Raw genomic sequence first — 13,675 nt, forward strand, 5'->3', positions numbered from 1 at the left:
GCGATTTTAATGGAGAGATTGTTTTCTATATTATTTATCTTAATACTTTTTTTTATTATTCCATTCTCGGTTTCTGGGGCTTCGGCTTCGCTTTATCTTTCACCTTCTTCGGGAAGTTTTTTGGTAGGAAGCACTTTTACTGTTTCTATATTTTTAGATACTGAAGGAAATGACATAAACGTGGTTTGGGCAGAGTTAAAGTTTAATCCGGAAATTTTACAGATTACTTCGCCAACTGCTGGCAATTCTTTTATTTCTGAATGGATATTGCCTCCGAATTATTCAAACAAAAAAGGGATAATAAGTTTCAGGGGAGGCATACCAGAAGGAATTAGCACTTCAGCAGGACTGGTTTCTTCTGTCGCTTTTCGGGCAAAGGCCTCTGGCACTGCAAAAATTGAGTTTACAAAAGAATCCAGAGTTCTTTTAAACGATGGAAAAGGCACGAATGTTCTTACTAATAAAATTAACGGAGAATATCAGGTTTTAATTCCAATGCCAGAGGGTCCAGTTGTTTTTTCTCCCACTCATCCGAGTCCAAATGTTTGGTATTCTGATTCAAGCCCGGCTTTTAGTTGGGAAAAAGAGCAAGGAATAAGTGATTTTTCCTGGAGTTTTGATGAAAATCCAAAGAGCAGGCCAGACACTAAAGGAGAAGGAATCCAAACAATGGCATCTTTTTCCGATATAGAGGATGGAATTTGGTATTTTCATTTAAGGCAAAATAAAAAAGGAATTTGGGGCAAGACCTCTTCTGCGGCAGTGAGAATTGACACTAATCCTCCAAAGGAATTCTTTCCGAGAGTTGAAACATATTCACGTTTAGTTGGATATCAGACAATGGTTTATTTTGAGACAATTGATAATTTTTCAGGCATTGACCATTACGAAGCAAGTATTATTGATTTAAGCTCTTCAGAATCTTTTCGTTCTTTTTTTTCTGAAGAAATAAGCCCTTATCGGGTTCCTTTTAAAAAAGCAGGCAAGTATAATGTCATTATAAAAGCAATAGACAGGGCTGGAAATATTAGAGAAAGCGAGGCCCGGTTTCGGATAATGACTCCTTTGATATCCCATATTGAAGGCAATGGATTGCAAATTAAAGGAGTTTTTTTACCTTGGTGGTTGATGGGATTTTTATTATCTTTTATAATTTTAGGACCAGTATTAATTGTTTGGTGGTTCTGGAAAAGATACCAGAAGTACACTCAATGAATTTAATCCATCAATAGACACTAATGACTAAACCACTAAAAAACACTAATATTAGACCAATAGGCACTAAATATAAATTATTAGTGTTGATTAGTTTTATATTAGTGTGTATTAGCGGGCTGCCTTCTGTAGCAGAAGGAGCTGGCGCTTCTTTGTATTTTTCGCCAGGAAGCGGCACTTTTTTTATTGGAAGCACTTTTGATATTTCTATTTTTATCAACACAGGAGGCAATAATGTTAATGCTGTAAAAGTTGATTTAAAATTTGATCCAAAAAAACTGCAAATAGCCAGTCCAACAGCTGGAAAGTCATTTATTGCTGTTTGGGTTGCCCAGCCCGCTTATTCCAATATTGAAGGCACGGCTTCTTTCCAGGGAGGAGCGCCTTCTCCAGGAATTAATACTTCTTCTGGCTTAGTATCTACTATTACTTTCAGAGCTATTAGTCCGGGTGAAACCAGTATTTATTTTGCAGATTCTTCCAAGGTTCTTTTAGACGACGGTAAAGGAACCGACATTTTAACATCTTTAGGAAAAGGAGCTTATACATTAACTATTCCTCCGCCAGAAGGCCCTAAGATATTTTCCCATACACATCCTGACCAAAATAAATGGTATAAAAATAATACCCCGAATTTTAGCTGGGAAAAAGCAGAAATGGTAAATGCTTTTAGCTATAATATGAGCCGCAATTATTATGATGAACCAGATAATGTTTCTGAGGGGGAGCATAGTTCAATTTCTTTTGCTGATTTAGAAGATGGAATATGGTATTTTTCTATAAAAGCAAGGCAAGGCGAACTTTGGGGCGGGATTAGCAGATATATTGTTCAGATTGATAAAAGCGCGCCAGCAAGTTTTGAACTCGTGTTTGATCCCGTGCTGCGTTCCCCGGTTTCTGTTTCTAAAGAACCAATAATTAGATTTATTACCACTGATGCGCTTTCAGGGCTTGAGCATTATACGTTAAAACATATTGATTTGACTGGCAAAGAGAAAAAAGAAGGTTTTTTTGTGGAAGTGAGCAGTCCGTATAGAATGCCTGAGCTTGCCTTAGGAGAACATGAAATAATAATTAGGGCTTTTGACGCAGCTGGCAATTATCAAGACAGTGCGGAGAAAATTGAAGTTATCCCGACTGAACAATTATTTTATGTTTCAAAAAATGGAATAAATATTTTCAGCATTTTTATTTCTTGGTGGAAACTGATTTTAATCCTTATTATTATTCTAATTCTGATTTTGATATGTACATTTTTGTGGTGGCGCAAAAATAAGCGTTTAGAGCGAACAAAAAAATATCTCATAGGGGTTAAGGGAGAAGCAGAGAAAAATAGAGAGGAAATTAAAAGAAAATTAAATGGCATATGATCACTAAACACATACAAAACCCATACACTAAACAGACACGAAACCTTTTACTTGGTGTCGGTTTAGTGTTTTGTTTAGTGTGGGTTTCTTGTTTTCTGCCTAGCGAAGCGAAGGCAGAAAGTGCTTCGCTTTTTCTTACACCTGCAAGCCAAAGCCTTGAAACAGGAGAGAGATTTTCAATGGAGGTAAATGTAGACACTGGCTCTATTCCTATTAATGCCGGACAGGCAATTATTCATTTCCCATATGATACATTAGAGATTGTCAGTATTTCCAAAGAAAATTCTATATTTTCTTTTTGGCCGGAAGAGCCGGTTTTTTCTAATTCAACAGGTGAAATTTCGTTTGTTGGCGGATTGCCTACGCCTGGCTTTACAGGAATAGGAAATTTAATTACTGTTGAATTTAAAGCAAGACAATTAGGTGTTTCAAATCTTACTTTCGGTGATGCCAGGGTTTTAGCTGACGACGGCAAAGGAACCAATGTTTTAGTTTATCTTAAAAGCGCCAAATATTTTATTCTTGAAAAAATAACTCTTTCTGGAAAAGAACCAGAAGCAGCTTTGCCTCAAATTTTTTCTCTAACTCATCCTCAAGAAGACGAATGGTATAATAATAATTCCCCTTCTTTCAAATGGAATTTAACCCCTGGTATTACTGATGTTAGTTTTGATTTAAACCAAAAACCAGAAGCCATGCCTGATACAGTTTCTGAAGGCATAAAGGAATTTAAAAAGTATGAAAAAGTTTTAGATGGTATTTGGTATTTTCATTTAAGTTCAAAAGATGAAACAGGATGGTTGGAGCCTGTGCATTATAAAATTCAGATTGATACTACGCCGCCTAACCTTTTTGAATTGGTGATTGATAATGCCGGAGATCCTACTAATCCAAAGCCCAGTATTTATTTTGAAACCAGTGATGCTGCTTCAGGAATAAAGAATTATAAGCTTAAAATTGGACAAGGAGATTTTTCTAATTTAATGCTTGCGCAAATAAATCCTGTTTTTTTATCGCTTCAAGATCCAGGCAGCCGTGAAATTATAGTAAGAGCTGTAGATAAAGCTGGAAATTCTGTTCAAGCTGAATCTTTTATTAATATAGAATCTATTGAATCTCCTGAAATTAATGTCTGGCCCAAGAAATATATTGCAGGAGAAGAAGTGTTCTATATTGAAGGCAAATCCTTGCCTAATGCAGAAATTACAATTTTTTTAAAAAAAGACAATAAAGAAATTAGAAAATGGCAAACCATTAGCAACAATCAAGGAGAATGGTCTTTTTCAACAAGAGAATTCTTAAAATCCGGTAATTATTCCTTATCTGCTCTGGCTCAAGACAACAGGGGAGCAATAAGTGATTTTTCTGATGCAAAAGAAATAGAAATATTTTTCAGCGGGCTTTTTTTTGGACCATTAATGGTTTCTTTTAAAACATTGGTTCTATCCTTATTTTTAGTTTTGTGTTTAGGAATTATTATATTTGCTTATTTCTTTTATAAAAATCGTTTGGCTAAAAGAGTATTAATAAAAGAAACATGTGAAGCAAGAGAAATTCTTAAAGAAAATTTTGATTCCTTAGGAAAAGAAATAGAAAAGCGGATTGAGATGGCTGATAATCAGCCTGGATTTAGTGAAGCGGAAAAAGATGTTTGTGAAAATATTAAAAAAGCGCTCAAAACCACTAAAAAGAAAATAGAAAAAGAAATTAAAGACATTGAAAGAGAGCTAAAATAAAAACAGAATCGGTAATAAATTAAGTTTATGTTAGAATAAAAATATGAATAAAGAATCTGTCTCAATTTTTAGCATTTTAGCCAATATCTTTTTAGGGATTAGCAAATTAGTGATTGGTTTGATGATTAACAGCGCTGCTTTGGTTGCTGATGGTATCCATTCAGCTACTGATTTTGTATCTTCTTTAGGTGTTTTTATTGGAATTAAAATTGCTAAAAAACCAGCTGATAAAGAGCATCCTTATGGCCATTATGCTGCAGAAACCTTAAGCGGGTTAGGCGTGGTTCTTCTTTTAATTCTTGCAGGCATATGGATTATGTATGATGGAGTAGGAAGTATTCTGAATAAAAATATTATTCAATTAAGTTCAATAGGAATTATAGTCGTTGTTTTTTCCATATTTTTAAATGAGGCAATGGCTCGTTTGAAATTAAGATACGGCCGCAAGGAGAATTCTCTGGCTTTAATTGCTGATGCCGAGCATTCGCGCGCTGACGCTATTTCTTCAGTTGGTGTTTTAATTGGCTTATTGATTGCTTCTTTGGGTTCAGGTTATTTTTTATATGCAGATGGATTGATTGCTATTTTTATTGGTATGTATATTTTAAAAGAAAGCTATAAATTAGGCAGGGAAGTAGTTGATAATTTATTAGGAGTAAGGGACGAGAAAACTGAGGAAATGATTAAAGAATATTGTAAGCAAAAAAATATTTCTTTAATTGGTTTAAAAACGCGGAAAATTGGGCCAGTGATTTCTGCAGAAATCACTATTAAATTAGACGCTCGTTTAAAAGTAGAGGAAGCAGAAGGGGTCTCTAAAAAATTACAAAATGATTTATTGGCCAAAATCAAAAATTTAAAATATGTGGTTATTCAGGTTGAATCGCATAAAACAAGGCAGGGATTTATTAGGCAAAGATGGGGTAGAAGGATTGATTTTCGCGAGCGATTTAAACCATTAGGTCCGGAAAAGAAAGGTTATAGAATAGTCATTCCTTTTAAAGATGGAAAATTCTATTCAGATTTTGGAGCGCCGGAATATTTAGTGGTAGATCGCGAAGGCGGTCGCGCTAGCCGCATTTTAGAAAAACAAATCGTGGAAAATCCATTTTTCGCAGAAGGTATTGGCGGCGGTATGCGGTTTATTAAATCGCTTAATCCAGATGAAGTTATTACTCAAAAAATAGGTCCAGGCGCTACAGAAAGATTAAAAGAATTAGGAATTAAGCTGACCATCATTAAAGACGAAAACGAAATAAAAGAATTTTTACCCTGATATTATCGAAATCGGATTTTGATACTCCGAAAAAAATATGGGCGTTTATACGTCCTTTTTTTTGTTTTCAAAAAAATGTGATATAATACCATAATGAGAAAAACAGAAATTATTGCCTTAGGGATTATTTTAATATCATTTTTGATTGGCATTTATTTTTATAACAGGATGCCAGATATGATGGCTTCGCATTGGAATGCAAGAGGCGAAGTTAACGATTATATGTCCAAATTCTGGGCTTTGTTTTTAATGCCTTTAATGTCTTTGGGATTGTTTTTACTTTTTCTTGTGGTTCCTAAAATTGATCCATTAAAACAAAATATTGAAAAATTCAGAAAATACTTTGATACATTTATTGTCTTGATGCTCGGCTTTCTGTTTTATATTTATCTTTTAACTATTTTTTGGAATCTTGGCATTAGATTCAGTATGATACAACTGATGATTCCAGCTATGGCTGCTTTATTTTATTACTGCGGAATTTTAGTAGAAAATGCCAAAAGAAACTGGTTTATTGGCATTAAAACTCCCTGGACATTGAGTAATGAAAATGTCTGGAATAAAACTCACAAACTGGGCGGTAAACTGTTTAAAAGTGCTGGCATAATTATTCTTTTAGGGATTGTCTTGGAAAGTTATGCTCCATATTTTGTTTTGGTTCCAATACTTTTTGTCAGTATTTATTTAGTTGTCTATTCCTATCTTGAATATCAGAAAGAAATAAAGATAAAGAAATGAGCATTAAAATATTAAAAAAAACAATATCTGTTTGTCCTGAATGTTTTAGAGCAGGGAAAATTAAGAAAATAGACGCTCAAATTATTGAGGAGGAAGGAAAGGTGTGGATGAGAAAAGAGTGTTCCATACATGGTGTTTTTAAGTCAATATACTTCAGTTCTCCAGAGCTTTATCGCAAATGGATGAAGTATCAAGCAGATGGCAGAGGGGTTGAAAATGTAGAGATTAAAAGCCTGCCTGATTCGCATTTTCTTTATCCAAAGCATTTTTCCCAAACAGTTCTGACAAATTTAATGGTTACCAACAGATGCAACCTAAGGTGCAGCTACTGCTTTATGAATGCCGGAGCCGCCGGTTATATTTATGAGCCGTCTTTAGAGATGCTGAAAAAGATGATGCAGGCAGTAAGATTAGAAAAACCTGTGCCCTCAAAGGCGCTGCAGATCACCGGTGGTGAGCCAACAATTAGAGATGATTTAATAAAGATTATCAAAATAGCTAAAAATATGGGCTTTGTTCATGTCCAGTTGAACACCAATGGCATACGGCTTTCTGAAGAGCCGGAATATTGTCAAAAGATTAAAAAGGCAGGAGTAAATACTATTTATATGAGCTTTGACGGAGTTTCAAAGCAAACCAACCCTTGGATAGAAGAAAATAAAAGAGCAATAGAGAATCTAAGAAAAGCAGGCATAGGCGTTGTTTTGGTTCCCACTGTTATCGCTGATTCCAATCTTCAAGAAGCAGGAGAGATTGTTAAATATGCCATAGAAAATATTGATATAGTAAGAGGGGTTAATTTCCAGCCCATTTCTTTTTGCGGAAGGGCAGGATTTGTGCCTGATGAGGTTAGAAAAAGAAAAAGAGTTGATTATGTAAAACTTTTTGAGGTCTTGGAGGATTCTTTTGGAGGACAAATAACAAGAGATGATTTTTATCCTGTACCCTTCGTTTATCCAATATCAAAATTAGTAGAAAGGCTAAGGGGTGAGCCCCAAGTTGAATTTACTGCTCACCCAGGCTGCGGCGGAGCAACTTATGTATTTGTTAAGAATGGGAATTTAGTGCCAATAACTAGATTTATTAATGTAGAGAGGCTAAGGAAGTTCATTGAAGAGCAATTAGAAAAATCAGGACCATTTTACAGGGCAAGAGTGACTGCTCTTTTTATCAAAAATATTTCTCAATTTATTAATCAAAATAAAGTGCCAGAAGGTTTAGATATTAAAAATATTTTAATAAGCGCTATTACCAGAGGTCAATATAAATCATTGGGTAAATTCCATCACGAAGCCCTTTTTATCGGTTCAATGTGGTTTCAGGATGTTTGGAATCTTAATCTGGAACGGTTGAAAAGATGCGTTATTCATTATTCTACCCCGGAAGGCATAGTGCCTTTTTGCGCTTATAATGGTTTGGGATATGGCGATGAGATTCGTAAGAGGCATTCTATGTCTGTGAAAGAATGGGAGGAAAAAACCGGCAGAAAAATGGAAGACGATCTTTGGAAAAACGGCCCTGTATCATAAAATCTCTTGTGGATAACCTCGGATTTTCAACGGCGGAGGCAAAATTTGACGCCGTTTTTTTATCGGAGTAAAATGGAATAATATCTATAAACCTCTTATGAAAAATAAAATTACTAAAATTAAAAAAAGAGACGGTAGAATAGTTGATTTTGACCAAGATAAAATTACAAAAGCGATTTATAAAGCTCTTACTTCCAGCGGCCAGGGCGATGGGAAGAAATCTAAGAGAATTTCCAATAGAATTGTTCAGATTTTGAACAGAAGATTTAAAAAAGATGAAGTTCCCACCGTAGAACATATTCAAGACATTGTCGAAGAAGTTTTAATATTAGAAAATTTAGTAGAAACAGCCAAGGCCTATATTTTATATCGTGAACAAAGAAGAAGAATTAGAGAAGCAATTACAGTAAGCGAGGAGGCAGTTAATCGAGTTGACCAGTATTTGGAAAAGCTGGACTGGGAGGTTCAGGAAAATGCTAATATGGCTTTTTCCTTGCAGGGTTTGAATCATTACGGCGTCACTTATATCATAAAAAAATACTGGCTTAATAAAATTTATCCCAAGACGATAAGGGAAGTTGATGAATCAGGCGATCTGCATCTTCATGATTTGGATTCCTTAGCATGTTACTGCATGGGTTGGGATTTATATGACCTTTTATTAAAGGGATTTGGCGGCGTTTCAGGAAAGGTAGAAACAAAACCAGCAAAACATTTTAGAGCAATTTTAGGCCAGGCAGTGAATTTTTTATATACAGTCCAGGGCGAATGCGCGGGAGCGATCGCTTTTTCAAATTTTGATACTCTTTTAGCGCCTTTTATTCGATATGACAATTTGAACTATCAACAGGTGAAACAATCGCTTCAGGAATTTTTATTTAATATGGCTGTGCCAACACGGGTCGGTTTCCAATGTCCTTTTAGTAATGTCACCTTAGACCTTAAGCCCTCTTCGGTTTTTGCTAAACAGCCAGTTATCATTGGCGGCAAGCCGCAAAAAGAAACATATGGCGAGTTTGCGGAAGAAATGAAAGTTTTTAATAGAGCTTTTTATGAAATAATGCTGGAAGGAGATAAATCAGGAAGACCCTTTCATTTCCCTATTCCAACTATAAACATTACTAAAGATTTTCCCTGGGATGAACCAGCTTTTGATGGAATTTTTGAGGCCTCAGCAAAATACGGTACCAATTATTTTGCCAACTATATTAACTCGGAGATGGAGCCATCTGATGTACGTTCAATGTGTTGCAGGCTTAGGTTAAACCTGACAGATCTTTACAACCGTGGTGGAGGCGGGTTGTTCGGTTCAGGAACATTAACCGGAAGTATTGGCGTGGTAACGGTTAATCTTCCAAGGATTGGTTATCTTTCAAAAACCAAGAAAGAATTCTTTGAACAACTTGGAAAAATGATGGATTTAGCAAGAGAAAGCTTAGAAATAAAAAGAAAAACTATTGAGGATTTTATTGAAAAAGGTTTGTATCCTTATTCAAAATTTTATTTGTCAGGAATAAAAAAAGCGCGCAATGCATATTTTGCCAATCATTTTTCAACCATAGGTTTAATAGGAACGAATGAAGCAATTTTAAATTTCTTAGGTGAAGATATTGGTTCCCGTAGAGGCAAAAAATTCGCCTTGGAAATTTTAGATTTTATGAGAGAAAAACTAGTTAAATATCAAAAAGAAACTGGCAATATTTATAACTTAGAACAAACACCGGCAGAAAGCACAAGTTATAGATTGGCTTTAAAAGATAGAGAGAAATATCCAGATATAATTACTGCTGGAACCAAGGAAAATCCCTACTACACCAATTCTACCCAGCTTCCGGTTGATTATACAAATGATGCCTTTGAGGCATTAAAACTCCAAGACGAAATTCAAGCTAAGTATACAGGAGGCAGCGTACTCCATCTCTTTTTAGGTGAAAAAATTTCTGATATTCAAACCGTAAAAAGTTTAATTAAAAAAGTTTTTGAGAAGTTTCACCTTCCTTATATTACCATTACCCCAACTTTTTCTATTTGTCCGGTTCACGGTTATTTAAGCGGAGAACATTTTGAGTGCCCAAAATGTCTTGTTAAGCAGCCATGCGAAGTTTACTCCAGAGTCGTGGGATATTACCGCCCCGTGACACAATACAATACTGGAAAACAGCAGGAGTTCAAGGAGAGAAAAGAATTTAAGATAAAGACATAATGCTTATTGGGGGACTGCAAAAAGTTACATTAATTGATTATCCGGGCAAGGTTGCTTGCACGGTTTTTTTAATGGGCTGTAATTTTCGCTGTCCTTTTTGTTATAGCGGTGAACTTGTTTTGCCAGAAGAAATAAAAAAACAGCCAATAATTCCAGAAAAAGTTTTTTTTGATTTTTTAAAAGAAAGAAAAGGATTATTAGAAGGAGTTGTCCTGTGCGGCGGTGAACCTACCATTTCTGAAGGTTTATTAGAATTCTGCCAGAAAATAAAAAAATTAGGATATTTGGTGAAATTAGATACTAATGGTTCAAGCCCAAAAATGATTGAGAAATTGATAAAAGAAAGATTGATAGATTATGTGGCAATGGATATTAAAGCACCGCAAAATAAATATAGTTTTTATTCAGGGAATAAATCAGATATCGAAAAGATTAAAAAAAGTGTTGATATCTTAAAGCAGAGAAGAATTGATTTTGAGTTCAGAACAACCGTGGCGCCTGGGTTGACAGAAAAGGACATATTAAAAATTGCTGATTGGATCGGCGGTAAAAAAGTTAGTTATTTTTTTCAAGAGTTTAATTCTCAAAAGCCGATTTTAAATCCAGAGATTCTCAAACTCCCAGTTTTAAAAAAAGAAGAGATTGAGAAGGCTGTTGAAACAATGAAACCAAAATTTCAAATCTGCAAACTAAGATAATGACTGCCTCTAAAATATTGCTATGTTTTTGTCTTTCTTTTATTATAGGAATTTTTTTAAATTCCTTTTTTAATTTTTCTCTAGCTTTAATATTATTTTTTCTAATTTTGGGAATTTTGTTAATTTCCATTCCGCCTTTTTCTAAAAAAAAAGGATTAGTAATTCTGGGATTTTGTATTTTATTTTTATCTACTGGAATTTACCGCCAGGGGATTGCTGAATTAAAAATTATAAATAATGAATTGAGAAAATATAATGATTTAGAGCAAAAAATAACCTTAACTGGAATAGTTGACGCAGAACCAGATACAAGGGAAAATCATACACAATTAACAATTAAAATAAACAAGAGTAAAATTTTAGTTACTGCTGGCGCGTATCCTCAATATCAATATGGAGATAGGTTAGAAATTAAAGGAAGATTAGAAACCCCTAAAGTTTTTGAGGACTTTAACTATAAAGATTATTTAGCCAAAGACGGAATTTATTCAGTAATGTATTACCCAGAAATCAGAAAGATTAACGAAGGTCGGGCCTTCGTTGGCTCTTTGGTTTATTCTAAGATTTTGGGTTTTAAAAATAAGTTGAGAGAATCAATTTTTCAAAATCTTTCGCCACCTCAATCATCAATCTTAGGAGCAATAATCTTAGGCGATAAAAGGCGGATTTCAGATGAGTGGAAGCAAAAATTAAACATTACCGGCACAAGGCATATTACCTGTGTTTCCGGCATGCATATAGTTATTTTAGCTGGTATTTTAATGTGGATTGGTATGGCTTTAGGCCTTTGGCGGACGCAGGCATTTTATTTTGCCATTGTTTTTTTGATTTTATTTATTATTATGGTTGGTTTTCCAGCGTCAGCAGTAAGGGCTGGTATTATGGGCGGTATGTTTCTTTTTGCCGAAAAAATAGGAAGGATGAGAGTTGCTGACAGGGCATTGGTTTTTGCTGCTGCTTTAATGCTTTTTCATAATCCTCTTCTTTTAAGATATGATGTTGGATTTCAGCTTTCGTTTTTAGCTACTTTGGGAATAATTTATTTAATGCCTGTTTTTCAAGATTATTTAAAGAAAATTCCGATAGATTTTATTAAAAGCATTTTAGCAATGACTTTAGCTGCTCAAGTTTTTACTTTGCCGATTTTAATTTACAATTTTGGGTATATCTCTTTAGTTTCGCCAATTACCAATATTCTAATTGTGCCTTTTATTCCTTTTATTATGATTTTTGGTTTTGTTTCTGGATTTTTAGGAATGGTTTGGCAGGCATTGGGCTGGATTTTTTCTTTGCCAGTATGGTTTTTACTAACCTATATTACAAAAGTTGTTGATTTCTTTTCTCAATTGCCTTTTGCTTATCTGACAATAGAAAATATTTCCTGGCTCTGGCTTTTAATTGCTTATTTAATTTTAGCCATTATTACCTGGCACCTAAACGAAAAACAAAAACTAAAATTTTTGGAATACTGATTTGCATAAAACTAATCCGTCACAAATTAGAACGATCGTTCTATTCTGTGACGTAAGATTATTTGAAATGCGGGTTTAATATGGTTTTAATCGTGCTATAATTATTAAATGGTAAAAGTGCTAAGGTTTCCAAAATGGTTTTTATGGGGTTCGTCTACTTCAGCTTATCAGGTTGAAGGCGGAATTGAAAATTGTGATTGGGGGAGTAGAGCAGGAAAGGCCTGCGATTATTATAATAGATATGAACAAGATTTTGATTGGCTGGAAAAGTTTAATCAAAACGCATATCGTTTTTCTATTGAATGGTCTCGAATTGAGCCAAAACCAGGAAAATTTAATCAAAAAGAAATTGAACATTACAGAAAAGTACTTTTAGCTCTAAAAGAAAGAAATATTAAATCAATAGTCACGCTTTGGCACTGGACAAATCCGATTTGGTTTATAAAAATGGGCGGCTGGGCAGACAAAAAAGCAGTAAAACATTTTGAAAACTATACAAAAGTTATTGTCAAAGAATTAGGGGATTTAATTAATCTCTGGGTGACCTTGAATGAACCAATGGTTTATATCAGCGGATATTCAACAGGCAGGTTTCCGCCTTTTCAAAAAAGAAATATTTTAAAATTCAGAAAAGTTTTTAATAATTTAGTTAAAGCGCATAAAATCGCTTATCAATCTATTCATGCTCAATATCCTAATGCCCAAGTTAGTATATCCAAACTTACTAATTATTTTGAGCCGGCTAGAAAATGGTGTGTTTTAGAAATATTTTTTGCTTGGCTCGGACATATTTTTTGGAATCATTTGTTTTTAAAAAGAATAAAAAGCCAGCTTGATTATATCGGTTTTGATTATTATTTTCACCACAGAATTGTTTGGTATCCGCCATTTATAAGAAATTTTAAAAAGGAAACAACTGATATGGGCTGGGAAATTTATCCAAAAGGAATTTATTATGCTTTAAAATATTTAAATCAGTTTAAAAAACCGATTTATATTTTAGAAAACGGATTGGCTGATGCTCAAGACAAGCAAAGAAAAGATTTTATTAAAGACCATCTTTTTTGGGTTCATAAAGCAATTGAAGAAGGGATTGATGTTAGGGGTTATTTCCACTGGTCCTTAATGGATAATCTGGAATGGAATAAAGGATTTGAGCCAAGATTTGGCTTAATTGAAATTGATTATAAAACAATGAAACGAAAACCAAGACCGAGCGCTTATTACTATGCTAAAATTTGTAGAAATAATTATATAGAAATATAATTTACGCTCGGCAGCGAAATTTTCAAATCAATTTATTGCTCCGAAAACAACCAATTTCAAATTCTCACGGTTTGCTCGGATTCTAAATTTTCCTTGCGCTTTACCCTAAAGGGCTCCGACGCGTCTTCGGAAAATTCAGAATCCTCGCCAACCTAATTTGAAAAATTTGTTT

At 34.3% G+C, this 13,675-nt stretch carries 10 protein-coding genes; all 10 read left to right on the forward strand.

Annotation, left to right across the window (positions count from 1 at the left end; translation table 11 throughout):
* Nucleotides 1–9 precede the first annotated feature (9 nt).
* The 10 genes from KAT95_00045 to KAT95_00090 all read left to right on the forward strand — a co-directional run bounded on the left by KAT95_00045 (nucleotide 10) and on the right by KAT95_00090 (nucleotide 13,503).
* Nucleotides 10–1,215 carry a hypothetical protein gene (locus tag KAT95_00045; GenBank protein MCK4520251.1) on the forward strand — a complete coding sequence of 402 codons (1,206 nt, stop codon included), beginning with the start codon at nucleotides 10–12 and terminating at the stop codon, nucleotides 1,213–1,215.
* Between the two features lie 23 nt (nucleotides 1,216–1,238).
* Complete coding sequence (locus KAT95_00050) at nucleotides 1,239–2,585, forward strand: hypothetical protein (protein ID MCK4520252.1); 1,347 nt, start codon at nucleotides 1,239–1,241, stop codon at nucleotides 2,583–2,585.
* 65 nt (nucleotides 2,586–2,650) lie between these two features.
* On the forward strand, nucleotides 2,651–4,321 hold the full coding sequence (locus tag KAT95_00055) for a hypothetical protein (GenBank protein MCK4520253.1): 1,671 nt from the start codon (nucleotides 2,651–2,653) through the stop codon (nucleotides 4,319–4,321).
* 43 nt (nucleotides 4,322–4,364) lie between these two features.
* Nucleotides 4,365–5,597 carry a cation diffusion facilitator family transporter gene (locus KAT95_00060; protein MCK4520254.1) on the forward strand — a complete coding sequence of 411 codons (1,233 nt, stop codon included), beginning with the start codon at nucleotides 4,365–4,367 and terminating at the stop codon, nucleotides 5,595–5,597.
* A gap of 93 nt (nucleotides 5,598–5,690) precedes the next feature.
* Complete coding sequence (locus KAT95_00065; GenBank protein MCK4520255.1) at nucleotides 5,691–6,335, forward strand: SdpI family protein; 645 nt, start codon at nucleotides 5,691–5,693, stop codon at nucleotides 6,333–6,335.
* Nucleotides 6,332–7,864 (forward strand): radical SAM protein, encoded by a 1,533-nt coding sequence (locus KAT95_00070; protein MCK4520256.1) that lies wholly within the window; start codon nucleotides 6,332–6,334, stop codon nucleotides 7,862–7,864. The genes KAT95_00065 and KAT95_00070 overlap by 4 nt, the downstream gene beginning before the upstream one ends.
* A gap of 97 nt (nucleotides 7,865–7,961) precedes the next feature.
* On the forward strand, nucleotides 7,962–10,067 hold the full coding sequence (locus KAT95_00075) for a ribonucleoside triphosphate reductase (GenBank protein ID MCK4520257.1): 2,106 nt from the start codon (nucleotides 7,962–7,964) through the stop codon (nucleotides 10,065–10,067).
* Nucleotides 10,064–10,765 carry an anaerobic ribonucleoside-triphosphate reductase activating protein gene (locus KAT95_00080; GenBank protein ID MCK4520258.1) on the forward strand — a complete coding sequence of 234 codons (702 nt, stop codon included), beginning with the start codon at nucleotides 10,064–10,066 and terminating at the stop codon, nucleotides 10,763–10,765. Before KAT95_00075 ends, KAT95_00080 begins: the two co-directional genes overlap by 4 nt.
* Nucleotides 10,765–12,237, forward strand: a complete 1,473-nt coding sequence (locus KAT95_00085; GenBank protein MCK4520259.1) for a ComEC/Rec2 family competence protein — start codon at nucleotides 10,765–10,767, stop codon at nucleotides 12,235–12,237. The genes KAT95_00080 and KAT95_00085 overlap by 1 nt, the downstream gene beginning before the upstream one ends.
* A gap of 108 nt (nucleotides 12,238–12,345) precedes the next feature.
* Nucleotides 12,346–13,503, forward strand: a complete 1,158-nt coding sequence (locus tag KAT95_00090; protein ID MCK4520260.1) for a glycoside hydrolase family 1 protein — start codon at nucleotides 12,346–12,348, stop codon at nucleotides 13,501–13,503.
* The last annotated feature ends 172 nt before the right edge of the window (nucleotides 13,504–13,675 follow it).

The sequence above is a fragment of the Candidatus Parcubacteria bacterium genome, assembly GCA_023131895.1.
Classification (GTDB): domain Bacteria; phylum Patescibacteriota; class Minisyncoccia; order Minisyncoccales; family JAGMDC01; genus JAGLYZ01.

What these genes read in the sequence shown, in the direction of transcription:
- KAT95_00045 (MCK4520251.1), top strand. Translation starts at nt 10, where the DNA reads ATGGAGAGATTGTTTTCTATATTATTTATCTTAATACTTTTTTTTATT.
- KAT95_00050 (MCK4520252.1), top strand. Translation starts at nt 1,239, where the DNA reads ATGACTAAACCACTAAAAAACACTAATATTAGACCAATAGGCACTAAA.
- KAT95_00060 (MCK4520254.1), top strand. Translation starts at nt 4,365, where the DNA reads ATGAATAAAGAATCTGTCTCAATTTTTAGCATTTTAGCCAATATCTTT.
- KAT95_00065 (MCK4520255.1), top strand. Translation starts at nt 5,691, where the DNA reads ATGAGAAAAACAGAAATTATTGCCTTAGGGATTATTTTAATATCATTT.
- KAT95_00070 (MCK4520256.1), top strand. Translation starts at nt 6,332, where the DNA reads ATGAGCATTAAAATATTAAAAAAAACAATATCTGTTTGTCCTGAATGT.
- KAT95_00075 (MCK4520257.1), top strand. Translation starts at nt 7,962, where the DNA reads ATGAAAAATAAAATTACTAAAATTAAAAAAAGAGACGGTAGAATAGTT.
- KAT95_00085 (MCK4520259.1), top strand. Translation starts at nt 10,765, where the DNA reads ATGACTGCCTCTAAAATATTGCTATGTTTTTGTCTTTCTTTTATTATA.
- KAT95_00090 (MCK4520260.1), top strand. Translation starts at nt 12,346, where the DNA reads ATGGTAAAAGTGCTAAGGTTTCCAAAATGGTTTTTATGGGGTTCGTCT.